Genomic DNA, 24,826 nt, shown 5'->3' with positions numbered 1-24,826 from the left:
CTGCGTGATACAAGACAAAGACGGTTTCGCTGCCCGTTGCAGGTCGCCGTCTTTGTCGGCACGGAAATCGTGCTGTGTTGTTCAGAATGGCCGTTCCGGCGTCAGTGAAATGGCTTCTTCCCGGGTCAGCGGCAACCAGATATCCCCCTTCACTGTGGCATTTCTCGCCAGGAAAGCGGAATTGAGCGGGAACTGGGTGGTAAATCCGTAAATCACCAGCCCGACACGATCGCCTCCTTTCAGGGGTTGGCTCACCGCCGGCAACTCCATATTGTGGATGCCTTTTTCCGGCAGGGGCGTCAATTGCTCACTGGCCACGTGTACCCGGCGGCGGTTGGCGTGTTGAATGCCGACCCCGACAAAGACCGGCATGCTTTTGCCGCCTGAGGTGCCGGCCAGGCTCAGCGCAATGCGGGGCTTGCCCAACAGCACCTCATCGTCACCCCGGGCCACATACAGCGGCACGAATTTCGGACGTCCGAAACCGCCATTGGGTTCCAGCTCGCGAAGGTCTGCACCGGGCCACATGGCCCGGAACATGTCGCCACCAATATCGAACCCGGCCATCAGCCATTCAAAGGCTCCGGCAAGGGGGATAGTGACGCGGGTGGGGGAGAGGGCATAACGGCTACCCCCGTCGAGGATGCCGTTTTCTTCCATGGCTATCCCGCGGTCGCGGGTCACGTTGATGCAGTATTGGGGAACAGTGGCGTCTTCTCCACGCAGCTTTTCGTCCCACCAGTTGATAATGGTATCAACGGTTGTTTCGCTGTAGTCACCACAGTGCACCATGTCATCGGTTTGGTAGAACGGCACCCAGCCGCGCCATTTCTGAATTGGCCAGGGCATGACATGGCCGCTTTCCATACCGATAATGCGCGCGTCACGTCCTTGCGCCTGCCAGCAGTCATAATTTTTTTCTGCCTGCTGGAAAGGGAACAGGCTGTCGCTGAAACCCTGGATAAAGAGGGCGTCCGCATGGGGAGCTTTGCCCTGATCGCAGTAACTGGCGGCGCTGCGCTCATACATCAGTGCCTGCATGTCACGGCTGACCGTGCCATCAAAGGCGCTGCGCCAGGGATCCGCAAACATCTCTCCAATATCAAAACCACTATTGATCCCTCCGAATCCGAGCAATACTGCCCCCCAAGCTGTGCGGAATTCGCCATTTGGAGCGATGCTGTTCATGTCATACCAGCCGGTAAGCGGCACCAGGGCTTTTAAACGGGGTTCGGTGAAAGCCGCCAGGGTTTGCAGGCCGGCTCCGTAGGATTCGCCTATCATGCCGATGGCGGGGCTGCCGTCTTCCAGCCGCTTGACTCCGGGCAGGTGGGCCAGGGACCAGTCAATGACCTGGCTCAGGTCAGCCACTTCGTAGTCCGGGTCCATCATGTGAACCCGGCCCTGGGACTGGCCCCAGCCTCGCTGGTCATAGAAGACCACCCAATAACCGGCTTTCCAGGCGGCAATGGCGGCCTCCCCGGTGAGGATTGCCTTGCCATAGACGGACAGCGGGCGCTTCGCACGGAAACCGCCGAAACCGTGGGTGGCAATGACCAGCGGCGCACTTTGGCCGCTCTGCAACGCCGGTTGATAGACCGTGGCGGCCAGTTTCTTGCCATCCCGTGTGGGGATGCGAACCTGGTAGTAATCCGCTTCGAGGGCCTGGGTGGTAAGGCGATCATTGGTTTTGGGAAGGCTGGTGGTGGCACAGCCGGTAATGGCGAAGGCGCCCAAAAAAAGGGCTATCGACATGAAGAGCGGTCGCATGGCGCTACGTCCTCTGTTTATTATTCTGGTTTATGCTTGGGGATATTATGAAAAAAACAGTACAAAAAAGCCGGGTCGCTGCCACTTTAGTGTGGTTCTTCTACGCTGTCACGGTTGTATTGCTTTCCGTTCTTATCAGTTGGGCATTATACAGCCAGGCCAATTACGGGTACGGGTTCTGGTACCAGCAATTAGACATTGATACGCATATACAGGAATACGGCCCCAAGAATCGCTTTCGATACGGTTTTGAGCAATTGCCGAGCGAACAGCATATCCAGGCGTTTGAGCAAATACGGGATGCCGTGCATCAGCAGGGCGAAGGCCTGGCGGATATTCATTACACCTTGCCCGGCCGGAAACCGGTGCCGTTACTGCATGAAGCAGAAATTCGTCATCTGCAGGACGTGGCTGATCTGATCGATGTCGGCCGCTGGCTGATGGTTGCCCTGGCACCACTCTGGGTGTTGCTGTCCCTGTTGTGTATCCGCCTGGCCATACCGCCCATGCGCCAGCGAATTCTGATAACTGTTTTCGCACTGGGGGCTATGATAGCGTGGTTGGCCATTGTCGGGCCGACGCAGATTTTCTATCAGTTTCACGTCTGGCTGTTTCCTGCGGAGAACCAATGGTTTTTCTACTGGCAGGATTCGCTGATGAGCACTCTGATGAAAGCGCCGGTACTGTTCGGGGGAATTGCCGCGGCAATCGCTCTGGGGGCACTGCTGCTGACGCCGGTGTTGTACGGGTTGGGGCTGCGGCTGTCGAAAAACATCGTCAAACAAGAATCAGGTCATGGGCATTGAAGTACTGACTGCTGACGCGCAGGGCAGCGAAAACCTGCAGCGCTGGGCGGCCATGGGGCTGCCTGTGCCGCCGAGCTGGCGAGTGGGCCGGGAAGTGGTACAAGACAATTCGCCGGAATCCCTGGCACAACAACTGCGTGCGTTGCCACGCATGTTTAGCGAAGACCGTTACTGGGTCCTGCAACAGGGGCCAATGAACCCGGACTCCCGCCGGGAAAGCTTGCTCAACCTGGATTCTGATGAGTCCCTGGCGGCAGCGTTGCGGAGTATTTTTCAGCGTGAGCAGGGGCCGGATCATGTGGTGATTCAGGCATTACCGCGCCAGCAGGCTGCTGGTGTTCTGTTTACCCGTCATCCGCTACGACAAGACCTGCCTCACATGGTGGTGGAAGGGGTCCTGGACGGCAGCAATGACCGCCAGCGGCTGATCTTCGATGAGGCTGGGCGCCTGGTGCATGCCTCCCATGGAGACAATGCCCTGGGTGATCAGGTGGGTGAGCCGTTGTTGCGCGGGCTCCATGAGCAGCTGAAGCAGAATTTCAAACGGCCCCAGGCCGGGGAATGGGTGTTTGATGGGCAGCAGCTGTGGCTGTTGCAGACCCTGCCGGTCGGCTCCCTTCCCATGCCCCGGGAGGCATGGACGCGTCGGGCCGGCAGTGGGTTATTTATCCAGGTGGAGACGCCGCTCTGGTACACCTTGCAGGGGCGGTGGCTGAAGACGGCCTTCTGGGAGCCCCTGGTGCGGCAACATGGCTGGGAGTCCCTGGCCAAGGTGGAGCCCTATCGGCGGCAGCACAGCCATCTTTACACCAACTGTGCGTTTTTCCGTGAATTACAGGGCCAGCATGCCGGCGTCAGCCGTTTTCTGCCACCGGCATGGCAGCAGCTGGAGGCCGAACCGGCGCCGGTTTCACCGGGGCGCCTGGCTGACCGGGTGGCGGTTTGCCGGCACCAGTTGACACTGGCCCGTGTCAGTCGGGATCTGAAACGCTGGCAACAGCCTGCCGCGACCCAGGAAGGGCTATGGCGTGGCTTCATGCAGCTTGATGGCATGGGGGAACGACTCAGTGGCGTGGAAGGCGAGGTGGGATATCTGGCCTTGCCGGACCGCAGCCAACATTACACGGCGCCGTTCCCTTTATCGTGGTTGGTCAGCGGTGCAGAAAAGGATGCCATCGACGCGCTGGTGGCGGGGCGTAGCGACGCCCTGGCAGAGACCGGCCTGCGTCCGGGGGCCGATCCGGTTCATGCGCCCCTTAGCGAGAATCCGGCCCAGGCCGGCAACTTGCATACGCTTTACGCGATCACCAGCGGGGAGCCTTCGGTGACGTGTGCCGAGCCCTCCACGGAGGATGCGCGCTGGCTGGCATTGGCCCGTCAGGCTCGTGGCTTGCGTTTTGCCATCGGTAACCGGTTGCGCAGCCTGTTGCGAGCCATGGGGGCGGTGGCGGTCAATCAGGGGCGACTGCAACACCCGGATGACATCTATTTCCTCTACTTCGATGAGTTGTGGCAGTTATGGATGGGCCAGCAACTGCCCGCCAGTGCCAGTCGCGAGGTGATCGGGGAGCGGAAACTCCGCTACCTCGATGATGGCTTACAGGGAGCGCCTGACTGGAAAATGGATCAAATCGGTTACGGCTTTGGCGGCGGCCAACGCCTGAGTCCTTTGCTGCGCGGGGTATCGCTGGTGCCGGGCAGGGCAGAGGGGCCGATACGGCGGGTGTGCAGTGCCTGGAGCCTGAACCGGATATGCCCGGGGGATATTGTGGTGGTTGATCAGGTAGAACCCGCCTGGCTGCCCTGGCTGGTCCAGGCCGGGGGCCTGGTCATTGCCGAAAAGGATCCCTGTAATGGCGCCGCCAGCCTGGCTGTCACTTACGGGATTCCTGCGATTTGGTCAGCCAGTGACGTCATGCACAGCGTCCAGGATGAGTTGCCCGGGCACCTGGATGCCACCCACGGCAGACTTGATGTGTCCGCGGAGATTGCAGAAGATTGACCGGGTCACATCTCACCCCATGGCCCAGTGATGAATAACGATAATAACCCGCAGGAAGAGGATACCCGCCCCTTTGTGGCACCCTGTCGTACCATCGCCCCGTCTGCGCCTTTGCTCTGGTTACGCAAGGGCTGGCAGGATTTTCGTGCGGCTCCGGGGCCGAGCCTGATCTACGGATTGATGATGGTGGGCCTCAGCTACTTGATTACTGGCGCCACCTGGTGGTTTGGCAACATGGGGTTGTATCTGGGGCTGATCTCCGGCTTTGTCTTCCTGGGACCCATTCTTGCCCTGAACCTCTATAACATCAGCATTCAGCTGCAGCAGGACCGGGTGCCTACGCTGAGGGAGAGTCTGCGCCAGGCCAGGCAGTGCATGGGCGATGCGCTGACCTACACGGTGATCATGATTGTGGTCTTCCTGATCTGGGCTCGTGCCGCCAACCTGATTTACATTTTCTATCCGGTCAACGAATGGCACTGGAAAGATATCGTGTTGTTCTTCGGGGTGGGTAGCAGTGTTGGTGCCGTGTTCTGCGCCATTATCTTCACCGCCAGCGTGTTTTCCTTGCCGATGATCATGGATCGCCGCACGGACATGGTGACCGGCGTGATCACGAGCATCAATGCGGTGTTGCGCAACAAGCTGGCGCTGTTTGTCTGGGCGAGCCTTATTGGCGTCTGCTTGCTGTCAGGATTGCTGACGGCCTATCTGGGGCTTGCTGTGCTGCTCCCGGTGCTCGGCTATGCCACCTGGCACGGCTACCGGGAATCGATTGATGCCAGTGCATGGGAGGCCCGCTTCGAACTTCCGCAGGAGCATCACTGAAGAGACGGGTGGGGGAGTGGCACTCAAAATTCTCCCGACTCGCAGGCGCGGCCGGCAGCGTGGGGCGTCCGGTCCCGAAACCCTGCCGTTGCCATGGGGCTTGCGCCTTTGCAGTCCTGGTTCAGCTTTGCTCTTCGTCCATGTAGCCCAATAGATGCGGCACCATGCGCTCGATTTCCTTGCGAGTCATTCCCTTGCGGGCGGCATAGTCATCCATCTGATCCTTGGCCAGCTTGCCGGTGCCGAAGTACTTGGCTTCCGGGTGAGAGAAATACCAACCGGACACCGCCGCAGCAGGCAGCATGGCGTAGCTTTCCGTCAGGGTCATGCCGGCATTCTTCTCCGGCTCCAGCAGCTCCCAGAGCAAGGCTTTTTCAGTGTGGTCCGGGCAGGCCGGGTAGCCAGGGGCAGGGCGAATACCCCGGTATTTTTCACTGATCATGTCCTGGTTGCTGAGGGCTTCATCGCTGGCGTAGCCCCAGTAATCCTTACGCACCTTTTCGTGCATGCGCTCGGCCAGTGCTTCTGCCAGCCGGTCAGCCAGCGCCTTGAGCATAATGGAAGAGTAGTCATCGTGGTCCGCTTCAAAGCGTGCCACGTGTTCGTCGATGCCGATGCCGGCGGTGACGGCAAAGCCGCCCAGCCAGTCGGTGAGGCCGGTTTCCCTGGGCGCGATAAAGTCGCTGAGACAGAAGTCAGGCTTGTCGTTCTTGGTCCGGTCGAGCTGCTGGCGCAAGTGATGGAGGGTCATGAAGGCCTCCTTGTCACCGGGGTTACGGTACAGCTCGATATCGTCCATGACCGAGTTTGCTGGCCAAAAACCTATTACAGCACGGGCGGTTAGCCACTTTTCTTCAACGATTTTCTCAAGCATTGCCTGGGCATCACGGTAAAGCTTGGTGGCTTCAGTACCGACCACCTCGTCTTCCAGAATGCGCGGAAATTTACCGGCAAGCTCCCAGGAGCGGAAGAAGGGGGTCCAGTCGATACGCTGCACCAGATCCTCCAGCGGGTAATCGTCGAACACCTTCAGACCTTTCACTTTTGGCTCGGGCGGGGTGTAGCTGGACCAGTCTGGCTGGAAGCGATGCTGCCGGGCCTGCTCGATGGAAATCAGGCTGCGGTCAACCTGCTGCTGTTTCCGGCGCACGCGCAGGCCTTCGTAGGTTTCCTTCAATTCGGCCACATAATCAGCCTTGGCCGTCTTGGAGAGCAATTTGGAGGCGACGCCCACCGCCCGGGAGGCATCGGCGACATGCACCACTGCCTGCTCGTAGGCCGGGTCGATCTTCACGGCGGTGTGGATGCGGCTGGTGGTGGCGCCGCCGATCATCAACGGCAGATCCATGCCCAGGCGCTGCATTTCACTGGCCACGTGAACCATTTCATCCAGAGACGGCGTGATCAGACCGGACAGGCCAATGATATCCACCTTCTCTGCCTGGGCCGTTTCCAGAATCTTCTCGCAGGGCACCATCACGCCCATATCGACCACGTCGTAGCCGTTACACTGCAGTACCACGCCGACGATATTCTTGCCGATATCGTGTACATCGCCTTTTACCGTGGCCATCAGGATCTTGCCGTTGGCCTCGTCCTGGGTGCCAAGCTCCTCCTTTTCCTTTTCCATGAAGGGGAGCAGGTAGGCCACGGCCTTTTTCATCACCCGGGCGGATTTCACCACCTGGGGCAGGAACATCTTGCCTTCACCAAACAGGTCGCCGACCACGTTCATGCCATCCATGAGCGGCCCCTCGATCACGTGCAGGGGCCGGGCGGCATTCTGGCGTGCCAGTTCGGTATCCTCGTCCACGTAATCGGCGATGCCTTTCACCAGGGCATGTTCGAGACGCTTTTCCACGTCCCATTCACGCCAGGCCAGATCCTCTTTCTTGGCTTTTTCGGCGCCGCTTCCCCGGTATTTTTCGGCCAGATCGAGCAGAATTTCGGTGCCATCCTCACGGCGATTAAGCACCACGTCTTCTACGGCGTTGCGAAGTTCTTCGGGAATATCCGCATAAATCGCCAGCATGGCCGGGTTAACAATGCCCATGTCCATGCCATTGCGAATCGCGTAGTAGAGGAACACGGCATGAATCGCTTCACGGACAGTGTCATTGCCGCGGAAGGAAAAGCTCACATTGGAAACGCCGCCGGAAATCATGGCGTGGGGCAGGGTACGCTTGATGTCCGCCACGGCTTCGATGAAGTCCACGGCGTAGTTGTTGTGCTCTTCAATGCCGGTGGCGATGGCAAAGATATTGGGGTCGAAGATAATGTCTTCCGGCGGGAAATCCACTTCTTCAGTGAGCAGCTTGTAGGCTCGGGTACAGATTTCCACCTTGCGCTCACGGGTTTCCGCCTGGCCTTCCTCATCAAAGGCCATGACGATCACTGCCGCACCGTAACGACGCAGCAGTCGCGCCTGGTGCAGGAAGGCTTCTTCACCTTCCTTCATGGAAATGGAGTTCACCACCCCCTTGCCCTGGATGCATTTCAAACCGGCCTCGATCACTTCCCACTTGGAGGAATCGATCATGATCGGCACCTTGGAGATCTCCGGTTCAGATGCCACCAGGTTAAGGAACTTCACCATGCACTCGGCGGATTCCAGCATCCCCTCATCCATGTTGATGTCGATGATCTGGGCGCCGTTCTCCACCTGGTCACGGGCCACGTCCAGGGCAGCGTCGTAATCCTCTTCCTTGATCAGGCGCAGAAAGCGTTTGGAGCCGGTCACATTGGTCCGCTCGCCCACGTTAACGAACAGGGAGTCCTTGCTGATGGTGCAGGGTTCCAGGCCCGACAACCGGCAGGCGATCTCGATTTCGGGAATCTGTCGTGGCGGCAATCCCTCCACGGCCTCCGCCATGGCGGCAATGTGCTCGGGGGTGGTACCGCAGCAGCCTCCGATGATGTTGAGGAACCCCTTTTCGGCCCAACCGCGGATTTCCCTGGCCATGGTGGCCGGATCGAGATCGTATTCCCCCATTTCGTTGGGCAGGCCAGCGTTGGGGTGAGCGGACACGTAGGTCTCGGAAATCCGTGACAGCTCTTCGATATAGGGGCGCAGCTCCATGGGGCCCAGCGCACAGTTGAGCCCGACGCTGATCGGACGGGCATGGCGCAGGGAGTTGTAGAACGCCTCGGTGGTCTGACCGGTGAGTGTCCGGCCGGAGGCATCCGTGATCGTCCCGGAGAGCATGACCGGCAGATCCAGGCCGTTTTCGTAGCAGTACTGATCCACGGCAAAGACAGCCGCTTTGGCGTTAAGGGTGTCGAAGATGGTTTCGATGAGGATCAGATCAATGCCGCCTTCCACCAGGCCGTCCAGCGCTTCCAGGTAGGCCTCAACCAGCTTGTCGAAATTGGTGTTGCGGTAACCCGGGTCGTTCACATCCGGGCTGATGCTGGCCGTACGGTTGGTGGGACCCAATACCCCTGCGACATAGCGGGGCTTGTCAGGCGTCGACGCCTCGTCAGCGGCTTCACGGGCCACCCGGGCGGCGGCCACATTGATTTCCCGCGCCAGGTCCTGCATGTCGTAATCGGCCATGGCGATGGAGGTGGCATTGAAGGAGTTGGTCTCGATAATGTCAGCGCCGGCGTCCAGATAGCCCTTGTGAAGGGCCTTGATCCGTTCCGGCTGCGTCATGCAGAGCAGATCATTGTTACCCTTGAGGTCGCTTGGCCAGTCGGCAAAACGACTCCCCCGGAAGTCCTCCTCGGTGAACTTGCAGCCCTGAATCATGGTGCCCATGCCGCCATCCAGAATCAGGATGCGTTCTTGCAATTGGGCGGTCAGGGAGGCACGCACGCGCTTGGACATTGAAGACTCCGACAGGCAGAAATGTGACCGAGCATTATACCGGCCAGCCCGGCAGATACCCAGACATGTGCATGAATTGATGAGGAAATCTGCCTTATGGGGACCTTGAGACTGGCCATGGACGCGTGAAGGTTTCATTATGTGCAGCAAGCCGGCAGCGGGCAGGGGTCTGTGCTTCGTTTGCCTCAGGTGAAACCTTTGTAAAATTCTGCTTCGGGGCAACCCGCCATCTTGGGCTGGAAGCAGGAATGGGCATAATTCGCGCTCACTGGATGAGGAGTACGTTTAATGGATCAATATCTGTCTCAACTGGAAACCTTTGCCAACGAAAACCTGATGCCCTACGCATGGAATATCATTGCGGCGCTGGTCATCTTTATTGTCGGTAAATGGATCGTCGGGAAAATTGCTGGATGGCTTGGCCGGGTGATGGACAAGAAGCTGGACACGGAAGTGGCCAAGTTTCTGAGTAATATCATCCACGTACTGCTGTTTGTCTTCGTGATCATCGCCTCGCTGGACCAGCTCGGGGTAGAAACCACGTCATTGGTTGCCATTCTCGGTGCGGCGGGTCTGGCCGTAGGTCTGGCGCTGAAGGACTCCCTGGGCAATTTCGCTGCCGGCGTGATGCTGATCATGTTCAAGCCCTTCCGGGTGGGGCATTACGTGGAAGCCGGTGGCACCTCGGGTACCGTCAAGGAAATCCGCATCTTTGCCACCATCATGAACAGCCCGGACAACAAGGTGATTACCGTGCCGAACGGGTCAATCATGTCCGGCAATATCACCAATTATTCTGAATTGCCCACTCGCAGGGTAGATATGGTGTTCGGTGTTGCTTACGATGCGGACCTTTCCGTGGTGAAGAAAGTGCTGGAAGAGGTTCTGGCCGCTGACGAACGCGTTCTCAAGGATCCCGCCCCGACCATTGTTGTGGGTGAGCTGGCTGACAGCTCTGTGAACTTCCTTTGTCGCCCCTGGGTGAAAAGCGCGGATTACTGGCCGGTGCTTTGGGACACCACGGAAACCGTGAAGCGCCGCTTCGATGAAGCAGGGATTGGCATTCCGTTTCCGCAGATGGATGTGCATCTGGACAAGAGTGAGTAGAGGAGAGATTCATGCGCAGTAAGTATCTCGCTGCCATGCTGATTGCCGCCGGCTTGCCGGCGGTATCAGTGGCGGCCGAGGAAGGCACCAGTGAAGCAAGCAAGTGGTCCGGGGATATTTCTGTTGGCCTGCTTTTCAAACGCGGCAATACCGATTCCGATTCGGTGAACGCCCACGCCAACGCCAGCCGTGACAGTGCCTTCTGGCGCCACCACTTCAAGGCAGACGCCAACAACGAGAAAGAGCGCGATCCGGAGACGGAAGAATACAACCGTACCGATGAAAATTACTTTGCTTCCTACAAGCTTGATCGCAAGCTCGGCGAGGAATCCCGTAATTATCTGTTCAACGTGGCCACTTACGAGAAAGACAATTTCTCCGGGTTCCACTATCAGGCCAGTTACGCCATCGGTCTGGGTCGTCGTTTTATTGAAAACGATGCCCATAAGCTGGATCTGGAAGCGGGTCCCGGTTACCGCGTACAGTGCCTGGAGCCGGAAGACTCCTACAGCGATTGTGCGGACACGGAAGAAAGTGCCATTGCTCGTCTGGCGCTGAAATACCACTGGAAGATCAGTGACAGCGCTGAATTCCAGGAAGAAATCAGCAGTGAAGTGGGTGAAGACTCCACCAGTACCCGGATGGAAACCTCGCTGACCAGCAAGATCAACAGCCATTTTGCCCTGCGGTTGCGCCACTTGCTGGAGCATGAATCCAAGGTGCCGGCAGGGACCAAGGAGACGGATCACCAGGTAACGGTTGGTGTGGTGTATACCTTCAACTAGTCCTGTTGTTTCATCGCACCGAATGCAGAAAAGCCCGCGTAATGCGGGCTTTTTTGTGGAAGATCGCCCCCGAGCCGTCGAAGCAGGGCACTTGCATTTATCGTGTCAATGCCAGGTTGGCGGTGGCCGGCGGAGGCAAGGGAAGGCGGTTTGCGTGCTTGAGGGGGGAGGGGGGTAAAGTCCCGGGGCCTGTTGTCTGCAATGACGGAAGCAGAGGAAAAACAGGCATAAAAAAGGGGAGCCGAGGCTCCCCTTTTTGCTGACCCGCAGAGGATCAGCCTTCTTTCAGGGCGGTGGTGATATCCAGCACCGCACCCTTGCCGTCGCCGAACAACATCAGGGTATTGTCCTTGGCGAACAAGGGGTTGGGCAGGCCGGCAAAACCGGCGCTCAGGGAGCGTTTTACCACAACCACGGTCTTGGCCTTGTCCACGTTGAGGATAGGCATGCCGTAAATCGGGCTGCCTTTGTCCTCACGGGCCATGGGGTTGGTCACGTCGTTGGCGCCCAGCACGATGGCCACATCGGTCTGCTCGAAGGTCGGATTGATGGCATCCATATCCTTGAGCTGATCGTAGGGCACTTCCGCTTCTGCAAGCAGTACGTTCATGTGACCGGGCATACGACCCGCAACCGGGTGAATGGCGTAGGCCACTTCGATGCCGGCAGCTTCCAGGGTATCTGCCAGATCACGCACTGCGTGCTGCGCCTGGGCCATTGCCAGACCAAAGCCCGGGACGATAACAACGCGCTGGGCGGTTTCCAGCAGCATGGCCACTTCTTCGGCGGAGGTGGATTTCACCTTGCCGGCGTAAACCTCGTCTTCGTCCATGGCTTCGCCAGCTTCGGCCATCACACCAAACAGAACGTTGGTGAGTGAGCGGTTCATGGCTTTACACATGATGCTGGTCAGGATCAGACCGGAAGCCCCTACCAGGGAGCCGGTGATGATCAGGGCGCTGTTGCCCATGACAAAACCGGCCGCAGAGGCAGCCACACCGGAATAGGAGTTCAGCAGGGCGATCACAACCGGCATATCGGCGCCGCCAATCGGCAGAACCAGCAACAGGCCGAGTACCATGGCCGCCGCCACAAGACCCCAGAACACCATTTCATTGCCCGGGTTCAGCACCAGATAGCCAATGCCAACGATGGAACCGATAAACAGGACCGCATTAACCAGCTTCATGCCCGGGAAGCCCATGGGCTTGCCGTCGATGAGCTCCTGCAGCTTGGCGAATGCGACCAGGGAACCGGTCAGGGTCACAGCACCGATCAGTACGGCCGCACCGGTGGCAATGATGGATACCGTATCGGTGGCAGAACCACGGAAAAATTCCGCAGAAGCCACCGAGAAGGATGCACCACCACCGAAACCGTTCAGCAGGGCAATCATCTGCGGCATGGCGGTCATCTGGACCTTCTTGGCCATGACGGCACCAATCAGGCCACCAACGACTACGCCGGCAATAATGATTTCATAGGTGACAATATGCTCATTGAGCAGGGTGACCACGGCGGCAATACCCATGCCGGCAGCAGCCAGCAAATTCCCGCGCACGGCAGTTTTCGGCTTGGTCAGCCCCTTGATGCCCAGCACAAACAGGCAGGCGGCGATCAAGTAGGCGATATCAATCCAGTTCTGCATGAATTACTTCCTCTTGAACATCGCCAGCATTCGATTGGTGACCATAAAGCCGCCAATCACGTTGATGGTGGCCAGCACCACAGCGATAAAGCCCAGCACATTGATCAGCATGCCGGAGTCGGACCCGGCAGCAATCAGGGCGCCCACGATAGTAATACCGGAAATCGCGTTGGAACCGGACATCAGCGGGGTGTGCAGGGTTGGCGGGACCTTGGTGATAAGCTCCACACCGAGGAAGATCGCCAGCACAAACAGGGTCAGTTGGGCTACGAAATCCATTATTTCTCCTCCTCCTTGTTGGCGTCGGAGTCCGCTTCGGCGGGTTCCTCTGCCTCGGGCTCAGGCTTGGCAAGAGCAGGCAGGCCGAGCAGGTCACGCAGGCGGGCCTGGGGTACGTCGCCATCATGGCTGATCACGGTTTCCGCAACGATTTCATCTTCGAAGTCCAGTTGCAGATCGCCGTTATCGTCCAGCAGCAGGTTAAGCAGGTTTTCCATGTTCTTGCCGAACATCTGGCTGGCGTGATAGGCCACTGAGGAGGGAACGTTCTCAGGTCCGACGATGGTAACGCCGTGTTTGACAACGGTCTTTCCGGATTCGGTCAGATCACAGTTGCCGCCACGCTCTGCCGCCAGATCCACAATGATGGAGCCGGGCTTCATGGCCTTGACCATGTCTTCGGTGACCAGGATCGGGCTCTTGGCGCCGGGAACGGCTGCCGTGGTGATTACCACGTCCATTTCCTTGATCACTTCGGTCATCAGCTCGCGCTGGCGCTTCAGGAAGTCCTCGCCCTGGGCCTTGGCATAACCGCCGCTGCCCTCGGCTTCGCCGGTATCCAGATCCAGTTCCACCGGCTTGGCGCCAACGGAGAGGATTTGTTCGCGGGCAGCAGGGCGCACGTCATAGGCTTCCACCACGGCACCCAGGCGCTTGGCGGTGGCACAGGCTTGCAGGCCTGCCACACCGGCACCCATAACGAACACGCGGGACGCATTCATGGTGCCAGCAGCGGTCATGTTCATGGGGAACATGCGCTGGGACTCGTTGGCGGCAAGTAATACGCACTTGTAACCGGCAATCATGGCCATGGAAGAAAGGACATCCATGGCCTGGGCGCGAGTGATACGCGGCACCAGTTCCAGCGCCAGGCCAGTGACTTTCTTGTCGGCCAGGGTCTGGGCAAATTGCGGGTTGGCCAGCGGATCGGTCATGCCGATTACGATCTGGCCTTGCTTGAGTTTTTCCAGGTCGTCGTTGCCGTTCTGGGTGTTACTGCCAGGCGTTTGTACCTGCAGGACCACCTGAACGGCGTTGAAAACCTCGTCGCGATCAACCAGCTTGGCACCGGCAGCTTCAAAAGCGCTGTCCGGGTAGCCGGCAATCTCACCAGCGCCACGCTCGATGATGATCTCGACACCTTGTTTTTTCAGCAGTGCGCTGACATTGGCAGGCGTTAGAGCAACGCGCTGCTCGCCAGGGCAGATTTCTTTGGGAACACCGATAATCACCTGCGTTACCCCCGTCTGTGGTTCGCAAATAATCGGCTATCAGGGCAGCAGAGTTGGCAACCCGGCACCTTGAAAGCCTCGTTAAACGGTCGCTTCATGGGAGCCGACCGACAAGAGCCTGTCTCAGGCCCTTGCGTACCGCGTGGGGTGGAAGGTAATGACCCGAAGGCCGCCACTGTCTCCATCACACTGCGAAGGTCGAATACCGCCGGTGGGCCCATTGCCGCAGTGTGGGCAATGAGACAAGCCGGAGGCTAACCCCCTCGGTAGCGCAAAGGCCTGAAACAGGCTCTCAGCAGGGTGCTAACCTTATTGTGGCGATGCCACCTTGGCAAATGACAATTCGTTATCGCACCGATAAGCGGGTGACAAAAGGGCATTTTTGTCACTATCGGAGCCATTAATCGACCGGACTGATGGTTTTTTGATCAACCAGGATCACATCCGCGTCTTCCTGCATGTGGATAAATGGCTCCAGAATGGTGTTGCCGCGTACTTCTGCCTCGATGACGTGCAAAAAGGTGTACGCACCGAGCAACTTGCGGGCCAGGAAAATAAACTCCTTGGGCGGCACATCGAAATGAACGGACAGGGCATTGCGGCTGGCCCGATTCATGATGCGGTTCGGCAAATTGCTTTTGCCCCAGCAATATTCGCCCTTGTCGTTGAGTACCTCCGCCGGGGGCGGAAAGCGGTCCGGATCCTGAAGAACCTCAATGGCCTCGAAGCAAAGCGCGCAGAAATCATCCAGCAGCCGCCGAGGGGCTCCGCGGGCAAGAAAATCCAGGGCGTTGAGCGCGCGGATCAGGCGATCACTGTCGTGATGAAAGGAAGCGCGGATCATTTCCCGGCCGGGGCCCAGCACCTCATTGTCAAAATCCCGAATGGCACCGAAATCCAGCAGGACAATCTGGTCATTTTCCGGACTGTCACCAAATCGCAGCAGGTAATTGCCGAAATTCGGGTCGGTTTGCATCTTGTTCCATTCGAATACCTCCCGGCAGCACAACTCCATGATGGCGCGACCAATGAAGTTGCGACGTTCCTGGGAGAGCTTGAGCACGGACGGATCGGTGACGCTGATACCATGCTCGAAGGTCATGCACATGATGTTATGGCTGGAGTATTCCGACACAATCTCGGGCACCACGAAGCGGGTATCCTCGGCGAGAATCTGGCGGAAATGCCGGGTGGTGTGAGCCTCCAGGTCGTAATCCACTTCGCGCTGGAGCATTTCGCGGACTTCATCGAGCCAGAGATTGAACTGCTCGGTGATCGGCACCAGTCGGCTCAGCTTCAGCAGCCGGACCAGGGCGCGCATGTCCGAATCAATGGCATCGGCCACACCCGGATACTGGATCTTGAGAACCAGCTCCTTGCCGTCGGATTTGCGTATGGCCTTGTGGACCTGGGCCAGGGAGGCTGCGCCGAGCGGCGTTTCTTCAATATCCAGCTCCGCCATTTTCACCTCTCCAAGCTCTCGCTTGAGATGGCGTTCAATGGAGGACCATTCCAGGGCGGTGGTCTGGTTTTCCAGGGTATGGAGCGCTTCGGTGACTTCCTCTGGCAGGAAATGTTCGCCAAACAGGGCCATCATCTGGCCAATCTTGACCACAGAGCCTTTCAGTCTGCCCAGTTCCTCTACCAGTTCCTGGGCGCGGGAGGACAGGTTTTCCTTGCGGCGCGCCTCACGCTGGTCCTTTGGGGTGAAGATGGAGCCAGCGCTTGCGGTCGCATACTTGGCGCCGGCCAGAAAGCCGGCTTTGGCCATGGAAAAGCGTCGCTCAACCGAGCCCGTCTTAACCCGTTTTACGGTTTTTCGTGTCATAGTCGTGAGGAAACTCCGTTTGCGATCCTGAGTGCCGGTGGCATTCTAGCCGGTATTAGATAGCGGGTCATTGGCTGAAGGAGCCTGTGGATACCCCCTTACAGAAAGCAACAGGTTGATTTTTCTATATCTCGGGAGGAATGCGGGCATGGGTAGAACCTGGGTGTTGTTGCGTGGCCTGGTTCGTGAGCAGAGGCACTGGGAGGATTTTCCCGATCAGTTTCAGGCCAGTGTGCCACAAGATCAGGTGCTGACGGTGGATCTGCCTGGAAATGGCCAGTTTTATCGAGACAAAAGTCCGACACGGGTTGCAGCCATGGTTGCCCATCTCAGAGACCAGCTGGCCCGGCAGGGGCATCAGGGCCCTTATCATCTTGTGGCCTTGTCTCTGGGGGGCATGGTGGCGGTGCAGTGGTTGTGCCAGGCTCCTGGCGATGTGGCGTTTGCCGGCTTGATCAACACCAGTGCCAGTCGCTACAGCCCCTTCTGGCGACGCCTGCGCCCGGCGAATTACCGCCGTTTACTGAGTGATGCGGTGTTCAGTCGTGACCGGTTGCGCAAGGAGGTTGCCATCCTGGAAATCACGTCCAATCTGCGTGAGGCAGACTATCTTCATCAACTGGCTGACACCTGGGCCGGTTACGCGCGGGAACGCCCGGTTTCCCTGGCAAACAGCCTGCGCCAGTTACTGGCTGCCATGCGTTTTCGGGCCCCGGCGGCCTTGCCGGAAAGTGTCCCGGTGCTGATCATCAACGGGGCAGGGGACCGCCTTGTCAGCCCGGCCTGCTCGCAGACCCTTGCCCAGGCTTGGGATTTGCCGATCAAGAGTCACCCTCAGGCGGGCCATGATCTTCCCCTCGATGCCCCCCGGTGGCTTATCAATACCTTGATTGAAGGGGTAACAGATTTCTCTGTTTAGTGTGTTGACCCCCTATCCTCGCTGGCCTAGCGTTATTCGAGAACTCGTGAGTTCCAGGATAACAACAACCGTGGGGTAATTATGGCAACACCGCAGGAACTGGCCCGCTTCGAATCTGGCCCACAAAATCCCCGTGAGCGGGTCTGGTGGGATCGCTATTCCCATGAGCGACTGAATGCCTGGCGGCAGGTGCAGGATCCGCTGGCGGATCGTTGCGCGGCGCAAATCAAGTTTACCCGTCCCTCGGGCTTGCTTGAGGAAGTGGAGAAACGGGCCAGGGAAGAGGGCGGTGATTTCCAGGCCTTTCTGGACCATTGTTACAGCGTTCCAGCCTGGGTGGATTTTGACGCCATGGAGCTGGGACGGCGTATGTACCGCCGCAACGGTGCATTGCAGGGTCTGGTGTTGATGTGTTCAAGCCTGGTAGAGGGCTATGCCCACAACAAACCTTCCCAGGTACTGGTGGCCACAGGGCGATTGCAGAAAGATGTTTCCCGGCGGATTTACGAAACCGGACAGATGCTCCACAACATCGTCGGTGATGACGGAATCCGCCCGGGCAGCCTGGGGCATCGCACCTTGATGGAAGTACGGTTGCTGCACGCGGCAGTGCGACAATTTCTTGCCAACAATCCCCGTTGGGACAATGCCAAATACGACCTGCCAATCAATCAGGAAGACATGGCGGGCACCATCCTGGAGTTCGATTTCATGGTGGTCCGGGGACTCAAGCGGCTTGGTCTTCAAATCAGTCGCCGTGAGCATGAGTCCATGCATTATTTCTGGCGCTATGCCGGCTATCTGCTTGGCGTCGACGAGGCATTGCTGACCACCACACTGGAGGAGCAGGAAATCCTTGCCATGCAATTGACCTCGCATCTCTATGAGCCCACCGCAGACAGCGAATCACTGGCCAAGGCCCTGCTGCGGGATATGGCCGGCAAGCCCCCCTTTAACCTGTCCTACGAGGTGTTGCTGGGCTTCAGTCGTTACCTGATCGGTGACAAGGTTGCGGATGATCTGAATATCCACAGCAGCGTCTCCGCGGCTACAGCGGTTAGGGTGGTGAAGACGGCTGTCAGTGCCGCCAGTTTTGGTGTGCGCTTCCTGCCTGATCCGGCCAAGCGCGCTCTGGAAGACCTGAATCACCGGTTGGGCAAGCGTACATTGAAAGCCGGGTTGGGGGACGACCCCGCCCGCTGGGGATTCAAGGCCTTGGCCTGAAACAAAAAAACCGGCGAAAGCCGGTTTTTTGTTGTTGGCGGCAGCCCTATTTGCGAGCGACCTGGTTGTCCCGAATCAGACTCATGTAGTCCACCAGAATTTCACCGGTTTCTCGCACATAGGGGTCTTCATCGATAGCCTCTTCATCACTTTCCGGATCCAGGGCCCGTTGTTCCTCCAGCTCACGCAGTTCCTTGATGCTGGCCAGCGGCTCTTCCCCGCGGGACTGGCGACGACGGTTTTCGATTGCCAGACGTTCTCGATCCAGCGCCTTTTGCGTGGCGGTGCGGTTATCTTCATTCAGTGACAATTCAACCCGGTTACGGTTTTCGTCCAGAAGCTTGCGCAGGGACTCCACATAAACAAACTCCGGGTCCTTATTGATGCGCTGGGAATGTTTTTCACGCAGCTCGGGCAAATAGGGAACAATATCGCTCACCCGTTGGTATTTGGCCGATTCGATTTCATCCCAGGGCAGGGCATTGGGCAAGGAACTTTCGCCCACCTCGTCCTTGTCGATCAACGACGGCATATCCACATCAGGCACGATCCCCAGGTTCTGGTTGCTGGACCCGGAAACCCGGTAGAACTTGGCATTGGTCATCTTCAGTTTGCCGTGGTTCAGGTCCAGCAGTGTTTGTACTGTGCCCTTACCATAGGTCTGATCGCCAACAATCAGGGCGCGACCGTAATCCTGCATGGCGCCGGCGAAAATTTCCGAAGCGGAAGCGCTGAAGCGGTTGACCATCACTGCCATTGGGCCGGCGTAGAGCACCCCGGGGAACTTGTCTCCCTCGATGCTGACCCGGCCGCTGGATTCGCGCACCTGCACGGTGGGGCCACGGTTAATAAACAGGCTGACCAGTTTGTTGACTTCCAGCAGTGAGCCACCGCCATTGTTGCGCAGATCGATTACCAGACCGTCAATGTTTTCCTTGCGCAGCTCAACCAGCAGCTTGGCCACATCACTGGTGGTACTCGTATAGTTGGGATCTCCCCGGTGGAAAGCGGCGAAATCAAGATAGAAGGCAGGAATTTCAATAACGCCCAGCTTCAGGGTTTCGCCATCACGGTCGATGGTTATCACGTCTTTCTTGGCAGCCTGTTCCTCCAGCACCACCTTGTTCCGTTCTATGGTGATGGTGCGGGTATCGTGCTCACTGGCGCTGCCCGCCGGGATGATTTCCAGATTGACCTTGGTGCCCTTGGGACCACGAATCTGGTCCACAACTTCGTCCAGCCGCAATCCGATCACGGGCTCCGGGGTCTCACCATCCTGGCCAACACCGACAATCCGGTCGGCGGGTTTCAACTGGCCGCTTTTCGCTGCCGGGCCGCCGGGGACCAAACGCACCACCTTGGTATAACCGTCCTCGTACTGCAGCACCGCGCCGATCCCTTCCAGTGAGCGGCTCATGCTGATGTCAAAATTTTCTGAATTATGGGGCGTGAAATAGGTGGTATGGGGATCAAAGGTTTGCGTCAAGGCATTGATGTACACCTGGAACACATCTTCCGGGGTATTCTGGGTAATGCGCTTGAGCTGGCTTTCATAGCGACGGGTGAGCCGGGTACGGATATCTTCCAGCGAGCTGTCATTGAGTCGCATGGACAAGACGGCATTTTTCAGCTGCCGATGCCAGATGGCATCCAGCTCCGCTTCATTGGCGGCCCAGGGCGCATCTTCGCGGTCCACCACCACGGTTTCCTGGTCGTCAAAAGTCAGCGAATCCAGATCATTCTTGATGGTATCGAGGAGCTTGCCCAGGCGTGTTTCCAGGCGCTGCTGGAAGCGGTTGAAAATGGTGTAACCGGCTTCCAGCTGGCCTCGGCTCAGCTGGTCGTCCAGCTGATCACGATAGCGCTCGAATTCGCGGATATCCGTGGCCAGGAAATACTGCCGATTGGGGTCCAAATCCTTGAGATAGCTGTCGAGAACCTGGCTGGAGAGGGTGTCGTCAAACTCCAGTCGCCGGTAGTGATGCTTCAGCTTGGCGGCGATTTCCTCGGCGGCATCCAGCTGATCGCTGGTGGGCTTCAGGTCACCCTGAACCTCCGGCTCGGAACGAAGGCCACTCACTCCCTGAATGGCGCCCCCCAACAGGACCAGCGCCAGCGTCAGGGGGAAGAGTTTACGGACTAATGACATGCTGTATCTCAAACGGTTTACCTGCAGTATAGACGACCGCCCGTGGGTGGTCATTCATGGTGGCCCGTACTCTATTGCCGTTCTTGACGGTAAGCGCGCCGGACACACACGTTCAAAATTGCGTCTCGATCACGAACCAGCCTATAAAGACGGGCATGCAAGGAGTTATCCAGGGGTGCCCTGACCTGTAGACTATTGTGACGGTGCGAAGTTGCACTGTCAGAAAAGCCACTCCATTACGGTTTTCAGCAATCCAAACAAGACCCTAGCGTACGGGGGAAGCTTTGCACAGACTCTTCAGCCTGTTTTTCCTTGCGGGTATCGCCGGAGCGGTAATCCAGCTCATCAGTGGTGATATGGAGGCCCCGGGCCGATTAATCAATGCGCTGTGGGCCGCGGCAGACCTTGCCGTGGAGGTCAGCCTGGGGCTGATCGGGGTGCTGGCATTGTGGAGCGGGCTATTCAAGATGGCGGAGGCCAGCAACCTGGCCGCCCGGTTATCCTCCTGGGTGGAGCCGCTGCTGGCTCGACTGATGCCCGGTGTCCGGCGCACTCCGCAGGCATCCGCCCCCGTCTCCATGAACCTGGCAGCCAATATGCTGGGCCTGGATAACGCGGCCACTCCGCTGGGGCTGAAAGCCATGGAGCGCTTGCAGGAGGGCAACCCGCAGCCGACTCGGGCCACGGACAGCCAGATCATGTTTCTGGTGCTCAATACCTCCTCAGTGACCCTGGTCCCGGTGACGGTGTTGCTGTTTCGGGCGCAACAGGGCGCCGCCGACCCGGCAGCGGTCTACCTGCCTTTGCTGATGGCAACTACCGTCTCCACCCTGGCGGGGATACTGGTGACCGCCCGGGTTCAGCGTATTTCCCTAGCCGACCCGCTGTTGCTGCTGGTGGGCGGACTCTGGTTGGCCATCCTGGGGATCCTGGGCACCATTGTCTGGCTGGCTCCGGCCGAGCTGGCCAATACGCTCTCCAGTCTGTTGGGCAATGGCATCCTGCTGTTGGTATTGAGCGCCTTCTTTATCGCCGCCTGGCGTGGGGGCGTGGATAGCTATGACACCTTTGTGGAGGGAGCCAAGGAAGGGTTCACCCTTGCCGTCAGGCTGATTCCGTATCTGGTGGCCATGTTGGCGGCGATCGCCATGTTGCGAGCTGGCGGCATGCTGGACCTGTTTCTTGATGGCATTCGCTTTGCCGCCGCCGCGATCGGTTGGGATACCCGCTTTGTGGAGGCGCTGCCGGTTGCCTTTCTCAAACCACTGAGCGGCTCCGGGGCGCGGGCGGCCATGGTGGATGTGATGCAGACCCAGGGGGTGGATTCGCTGGCTGCCCGAATGGCCGCGGTGATGCAGGGCTCCACGGAAACCACCTTCTATGTTCTGGCAGTGTATTTTGGCAGCGTCGGTATTCGCGATTTCCGCCATGCCCTTTGGTGTGGCCTGGCGGCAGATGCGGCGGGGCTGATTGCTGCGATTCTGCTCAGCTATGCGTTCTGGGGTTGACCGCGGGGGATTATCTGGCGAAAGGTCAGATTGAGGCGCTCTGCCTGAACGCGCTGACGGCGTGGCAACGCATGCTGAAACCTTCGCTGCACATCCGGACTCATCAGCAACAGGCTGTTGTCGGGCAAGGCAAGGCACAGGCACTGTCGGCCGCCACCACGGGGGCGAAAAACGAAATCCCGCTCAGCGCCAAGGCTGTAGGAGGCAATCCATGGCTGCGGTCCCAATTCCGGTTCATCATCGCTGTGATAGCCCATGCAGTCCCTGCCGTTCCGATAGCGATTGGCGAGCACCGAGTTGAACCGGTGTCCGCAGAGTGCACTGACCGCATCCCGCACAGGCAAAAGGGGCGCCGGCCAGCCCTCCGCCACATGTTGATGGCCTGAATAACGATAGGGAATATCCGCATCGCCATGCCAGGCGGTTAGCCGTGGTACGTTATAGCTGCGGCCGAATACCTGTACCTGAGGCTGTTGCCAGTCCAGTTGCGCGTTTAATGCCGCCTGTAGCGATCCGCACAGCGAAGCGGGCAGGGCATCGCGCCACAGCCAGAGGCGGGCGTCATCGGCCAATGTGATCAATTCCGGAGCCTTGTTTGGATTCCCGAAGTCGGGATCGTTGACAGTCATAAGTCTGGTGCATTATCAAGTTGCTGCCGGCCGCTTGCCGGCGACCATGATCAGGGAAACATCATGCTGCATATCTTCCGTATCGAGAACGGTGTTCTGCGTGAAAAGGACACAGAAAGCATTCTGCCAACCCTGGCGGACGACGCCAGCTGGATTGACCTGGTCGATTCGGAAGACAGCGAACGGGAGCTGGTACAGCAGTTTCTGGAAGCGGAGCTGCCAGCGTCCGATGATATGGAAGAAATTGAAGCCTCCGCCCGATTTTTCAGCGACGAACAGGGCCTGCATGTCCATTCCCTGTTCCTGTTCCAGTCAGAAGGTCGTGCCCGCACCTCCACGGTCGCCTTTGTGGTACAGGAAGGCCGGTTGCTGTCATTCCGCGATTCCCGCTTGCCGGACTTTCGCCTGTTGCGTCTGCGTGTGCGTCGCGGCTGGGTGAAGACCCAACAGCCCATTGATATTCTGCTGAGCATTCTGGAACAGAAAGTGGAGAACCTGGCCGATGCCCTGGAGGATGTGCATCGGGACCTGGAACAGGTCGGTTACAGCGTCCTGGAAGAGGAAAACGGGGAGCTGGAAGACGATATCGAAAAGCTGGCCCGGCTGGAGGACACCAACGGCAAGATCCGCCTGTGTCTGATGGATACCCAGCGCTCCATCTCCTTTATTCAGCGCTATGTAAGAACCGACAAGGTCCGCCGCCGGACCTGTGCCGAGGTGCAGCACGATCTGGACACGCTGATGTCGCATACCACTTTTCTGTTCGACAAGATCAACTTCCTGATGGATGCGGCGCAAGGGTTCATCAATATTCAGCAGAACCAGATCATCAAGATCTTTTCCATTGCCGCGGTGGTGTTCCTGCCACCGACCATGATCGCCAGCATCTATGGCATGAACTTCGAGATCATGCCGGAGCTGGATTTCCGCTTTGGTTACCCCATGGCGATCGGGCTGATGTTCCTGTCCGGCCTGACGCCATATTGGTTCTTCAAGCGCAAAGGATGGCTGTGAAAAGCAGTTAACAGCGAAAACCTTGTGTTGGTGCACCTGTAGGAGCACCGCTTGAGGTGCGAAAGAGGCGGAGCGAGAAGCGAGCAACGAGTCGCGAAAACCAGAATCGTCGCTGGTTTGCTTTTCGTCATTCGAAACTCGCTTCTCGTGCCCCGTAAGCCTCCTTGCCGACTTCGCGCCTCAACAGGCGCTCCTACCAAGAGGCTGCGCAATCAGGTTCTGTGCCAGCCTTGACCGGTTTCCTGGGCCTTACCATCTTCTGCCAGCTTGATCAGGTGGGCCTGGAGGGAGAATTGCGCCACGCCATGGAGGAACTCGGGCACATCGTCGTAGACATCCTTAACCAATATGGCCAGGGGTTGTGCGTCGCTGGAAAGGGCCTCCAGGACCTTGTCTTCCCGTTTCTGCCGGTGTGCCAGCGTCTGGCTCAGGGTGGCCTCCGGATCGCCGATCACATCCCCGTGGCCCGGTGCCATGCGGGTAATGCCGCGGTGCTGGAGTTTACGCAGAGAGGCGAAGTAGGCCTGCATGGAACCGGAGGGTGGGGCGATGACCACGGTCGAGCCCTGTATCAGGTGATCACCGGTAAACAGCAGGCCATCTTCACTGAGATAGCACAGGTGGTTGCCCACGTGCCCCGGGGTTTCGATTACCTGCAGCGATACACCGCCACAATCAACCCGGTCACCCTCGGCCAATAACCGGTCCGCCTGCCAGCTTTCATCCTGCAGCCCGTCATCGGGGACGGCGGGGCCCAGGCAACGGGCACCGGTTGCTGCCACCAAGGCCAGCGCCCCGGGGGAGTGATCACGGTGGGTATGGGTGACGATGATCTGCTCTATGGGTTTTCCCAGGGTACGCGAGGCCTGCAGCAATGCCTGCAGATGCTCCTGATCCTCCGGACCGGGATCAATGACAGTCAGGCTTTCCTTGCCAAACAGATAACTGTTGGTGCCTGGCCCGGTCATCATGCCCGGGTTGCGCGCCAGAACCCGCCAGGCATGGTCGCCAATGGGGGTGAGCTGGCCGGCAATCAGTGATGCCATAGTGACTCCTGGGAGTTTAGCAGGCTAATGAAAAGCCTCTTGCGTACTCAGCGTCGCCTGAAAGGTGCAGCTGTTGTGTTTTGTCGCGACGGACAGGGTGGCTCCCTTTCCTGGCGACAAAGAGCAGTAGATGGGCCATTCAGGCCACGCCTTTATGCTCTGCGAGTGCTCCCGGGTCTGCCAGGCTGACTCGCACTCGTTGTTGCGTGTTGAAGGTGAAGAG

Annotated in this window: 18 protein-coding genes; 9 read left to right on the top strand and 9 right to left on the bottom strand. The window is 58.5% G+C overall.

The annotated features are described in order from the left end of the window. Positions 1–81: 81 nt before the first annotated feature. Positions 82–1,770: an alpha/beta hydrolase gene (locus A3714_RS03255; protein ID WP_231866067.1), complete on the bottom strand. Its 1,689-nt coding sequence runs from the start codon at positions 1,768–1,770 to the stop codon at positions 82–84. A 47-nt stretch (positions 1,771–1,817) separates the two neighbouring features. On the opposite strand from A3714_RS03255, the gene A3714_RS03250 reads away from it, so the two are divergent. The 3 genes from A3714_RS03250 to A3714_RS03240 are packed head-to-tail and all read left to right on the top strand — an operon-like array spanning position 1,818 to position 5,406. Further along, positions 1,818–2,576, top strand: coding sequence for a DUF1461 domain-containing protein (locus tag A3714_RS03250; RefSeq protein WP_062817306.1), 759 nt, complete (start codon positions 1,818–1,820; stop codon positions 2,574–2,576). Next, the gene (locus tag A3714_RS03245) at positions 2,566–4,578 is read left to right on the top strand and encodes a PEP-utilizing enzyme (RefSeq protein WP_063525881.1); all 2,013 of its coding nucleotides are present in this window, start codon (positions 2,566–2,568) and stop codon (positions 4,576–4,578) included. The genes A3714_RS03250 and A3714_RS03245 overlap by 11 nt, the downstream gene beginning before the upstream one ends. A 30-nt stretch (positions 4,579–4,608) precedes the next feature. Next, positions 4,609–5,406 (top strand): DUF2189 domain-containing protein, encoded by a 798-nt coding sequence (locus tag A3714_RS03240; protein ID WP_063508517.1) that lies wholly within the window; start codon positions 4,609–4,611, stop codon positions 5,404–5,406. 121 nt (positions 5,407–5,527) lie between these two features. Here the strand turns inward: A3714_RS03240 and metH are convergent, their stop codons facing one another. Then, the gene (metH, locus tag A3714_RS03235; protein ID WP_063525743.1) at positions 5,528–9,235 is read right to left on the bottom strand and encodes a methionine synthase; all 3,708 of its coding nucleotides are present in this window, start codon (positions 9,233–9,235) and stop codon (positions 5,528–5,530) included. A 288-nt stretch (positions 9,236–9,523) separates the two neighbouring features. Between metH and A3714_RS03230 the strand changes: the two genes are divergently transcribed. After that, the gene (locus A3714_RS03230; RefSeq protein ID WP_062817310.1) at positions 9,524–10,342 is read left to right on the top strand and encodes a mechanosensitive ion channel family protein; all 819 of its coding nucleotides are present in this window, start codon (positions 9,524–9,526) and stop codon (positions 10,340–10,342) included. 11 nt (positions 10,343–10,353) lie between these two features. Beyond that, positions 10,354–11,127, top strand: a complete 774-nt coding sequence (locus A3714_RS03225; RefSeq protein ID WP_063525742.1) for a YdiY family protein — start codon at positions 10,354–10,356, stop codon at positions 11,125–11,127. Between the two features lie 274 nt (positions 11,128–11,401). Here A3714_RS03225 and A3714_RS03220 read toward each other — a convergent pair whose 3' ends face one another. The 4 genes from A3714_RS03220 to A3714_RS03205 form a co-directional block, all read right to left on the bottom strand. Further along, positions 11,402–12,775 (bottom strand): NAD(P)(+) transhydrogenase (Re/Si-specific) subunit beta, encoded by a 1,374-nt coding sequence (locus tag A3714_RS03220; protein WP_062817312.1) that lies wholly within the window; start codon positions 12,773–12,775, stop codon positions 11,402–11,404. A gap of 3 nt (positions 12,776–12,778) precedes the next feature. Further along, on the bottom strand, positions 12,779–13,054 hold the full coding sequence (locus A3714_RS03215) for an NAD(P) transhydrogenase subunit alpha (protein ID WP_062817313.1): 276 nt from the start codon (positions 13,052–13,054) through the stop codon (positions 12,779–12,781). Continuing rightward, positions 13,054–14,286, bottom strand: a complete 1,233-nt coding sequence (locus A3714_RS03210) for a Re/Si-specific NAD(P)(+) transhydrogenase subunit alpha (protein WP_063509663.1) — start codon at positions 14,284–14,286, stop codon at positions 13,054–13,056. Before A3714_RS03210 ends, A3714_RS03215 begins: the two co-directional genes overlap by 1 nt. Before the next feature lie 400 nt (positions 14,287–14,686). Beyond that, positions 14,687–16,114, bottom strand: a complete 1,428-nt coding sequence (locus A3714_RS03205) for an AarF/ABC1/UbiB kinase family protein (protein WP_063509662.1) — start codon at positions 16,112–16,114, stop codon at positions 14,687–14,689. A gap of 148 nt (positions 16,115–16,262) precedes the next feature. On the opposite strand from A3714_RS03205, the gene A3714_RS03200 reads away from it, so the two are divergent. Together A3714_RS03200 and A3714_RS03195 are read left to right on the top strand one after the other, a co-directional pair. Continuing rightward, complete coding sequence (locus A3714_RS03200) at positions 16,263–17,033, top strand: alpha/beta fold hydrolase (RefSeq protein WP_063509661.1); 771 nt, start codon at positions 16,263–16,265, stop codon at positions 17,031–17,033. Between the two features lie 81 nt (positions 17,034–17,114). Then, positions 17,115–18,257, top strand: a complete 1,143-nt coding sequence (locus A3714_RS03195; RefSeq protein WP_063509660.1) for an oxygenase MpaB family protein — start codon at positions 17,115–17,117, stop codon at positions 18,255–18,257. Between the two features lie 46 nt (positions 18,258–18,303). Here A3714_RS03195 and A3714_RS03190 read toward each other — a convergent pair whose 3' ends face one another. Then, on the bottom strand, positions 18,304–20,406 hold the full coding sequence (locus tag A3714_RS03190) for a carboxy terminal-processing peptidase (RefSeq protein WP_082844778.1): 2,103 nt from the start codon (positions 20,404–20,406) through the stop codon (positions 18,304–18,306). Positions 20,407–20,690: 284 nt separating this feature from the next. On the opposite strand from A3714_RS03190, the gene A3714_RS03185 reads away from it, so the two are divergent. After that, positions 20,691–21,914: a nucleoside recognition domain-containing protein gene (locus tag A3714_RS03185; protein WP_063509658.1), complete on the top strand. Its 1,224-nt coding sequence runs from the start codon at positions 20,691–20,693 to the stop codon at positions 21,912–21,914. Here A3714_RS03185 and A3714_RS03180 read toward each other — a convergent pair. Further along, the gene (locus A3714_RS03180) at positions 21,896–22,543 is read right to left on the bottom strand and encodes an alpha-ketoglutarate-dependent dioxygenase AlkB (RefSeq protein ID WP_082844777.1); all 648 of its coding nucleotides are present in this window, start codon (positions 22,541–22,543) and stop codon (positions 21,896–21,898) included. The two genes, A3714_RS03185 and A3714_RS03180, sit on opposite strands and share 19 nt — an antisense overlap. A gap of 63 nt (positions 22,544–22,606) precedes the next feature. Here A3714_RS03180 and corA point away from each other — a divergent pair, with 63 nt between their 5' ends. Then, the gene (corA, locus tag A3714_RS03175; protein WP_062817320.1) at positions 22,607–23,557 is read left to right on the top strand and encodes a magnesium/cobalt transporter CorA; all 951 of its coding nucleotides are present in this window, start codon (positions 22,607–22,609) and stop codon (positions 23,555–23,557) included. A 212-nt stretch (positions 23,558–23,769) separates the two neighbouring features. Here the strand turns inward: corA and A3714_RS03170 are convergent, their stop codons facing one another. Then, entirely contained in the window at positions 23,770–24,603 is an 834-nt protein-coding gene (locus tag A3714_RS03170) for an MBL fold metallo-hydrolase (protein WP_062817321.1), read from the bottom strand. Between the last annotated feature and the right edge of the window lie 223 nt (positions 24,604–24,826).

The organism is Alcanivorax sp. HI0007 (genome assembly GCF_001635525.1).
Classification (GTDB): Bacteria; Pseudomonadota; Gammaproteobacteria; order Pseudomonadales; family Alcanivoracaceae; genus Alcanivorax.
This window is presented reverse-complemented; position numbering and strand designations above follow the sequence as displayed.

What these genes read in the sequence shown, in the direction of transcription:
- A3714_RS03255 (WP_231866067.1), bottom strand. Translation starts at nt 1,770, where the DNA reads ATGCGACCGCTCTTCATGTCGATAGCCCTTTTTTTGGGCGCCTTCGCC.
- A3714_RS03215 (WP_062817313.1), bottom strand. Translation starts at nt 13,054, where the DNA reads ATGGATTTCGTAGCCCAACTGACCCTGTTTGTGCTGGCGATCTTCCTC.
- metH (WP_063525743.1), bottom strand. Translation starts at nt 9,235, where the DNA reads ATGTCCAAGCGCGTGCGTGCCTCCCTGACCGCCCAATTGCAAGAACGC.
- A3714_RS03200 (WP_063509661.1), top strand. Translation starts at nt 16,263, where the DNA reads ATGGGTAGAACCTGGGTGTTGTTGCGTGGCCTGGTTCGTGAGCAGAGG.
- A3714_RS03170 (WP_062817321.1), bottom strand. Translation starts at nt 24,603, where the DNA reads ATGGCATCACTGATTGCCGGCCAGCTCACCCCCATTGGCGACCATGCC.
- A3714_RS03195 (WP_063509660.1), top strand. Translation starts at nt 17,115, where the DNA reads ATGGCAACACCGCAGGAACTGGCCCGCTTCGAATCTGGCCCACAAAAT.
- A3714_RS03245 (WP_063525881.1), top strand. Translation starts at nt 2,566, where the DNA reads ATGGGCATTGAAGTACTGACTGCTGACGCGCAGGGCAGCGAAAACCTG.
- A3714_RS03240 (WP_063508517.1), top strand. Translation starts at nt 4,609, where the DNA reads ATGAATAACGATAATAACCCGCAGGAAGAGGATACCCGCCCCTTTGTG.
- A3714_RS03190 (WP_082844778.1), bottom strand. Translation starts at nt 20,406, where the DNA reads ATGTCATTAGTCCGTAAACTCTTCCCCCTGACGCTGGCGCTGGTCCTG.
- A3714_RS03180 (WP_082844777.1), bottom strand. Translation starts at nt 22,543, where the DNA reads ATGACTGTCAACGATCCCGACTTCGGGAATCCAAACAAGGCTCCGGAA.
- A3714_RS03230 (WP_062817310.1), top strand. Translation starts at nt 9,524, where the DNA reads ATGGATCAATATCTGTCTCAACTGGAAACCTTTGCCAACGAAAACCTG.
- A3714_RS03220 (WP_062817312.1), bottom strand. Translation starts at nt 12,775, where the DNA reads ATGCAGAACTGGATTGATATCGCCTACTTGATCGCCGCCTGCCTGTTT.
- A3714_RS03225 (WP_063525742.1), top strand. Translation starts at nt 10,354, where the DNA reads ATGCGCAGTAAGTATCTCGCTGCCATGCTGATTGCCGCCGGCTTGCCG.
- corA (WP_062817320.1), top strand. Translation starts at nt 22,607, where the DNA reads ATGCTGCATATCTTCCGTATCGAGAACGGTGTTCTGCGTGAAAAGGAC.
- A3714_RS03205 (WP_063509662.1), bottom strand. Translation starts at nt 16,114, where the DNA reads ATGACACGAAAAACCGTAAAACGGGTTAAGACGGGCTCGGTTGAGCGA.
- A3714_RS03250 (WP_062817306.1), top strand. Translation starts at nt 1,818, where the DNA reads ATGAAAAAAACAGTACAAAAAAGCCGGGTCGCTGCCACTTTAGTGTGG.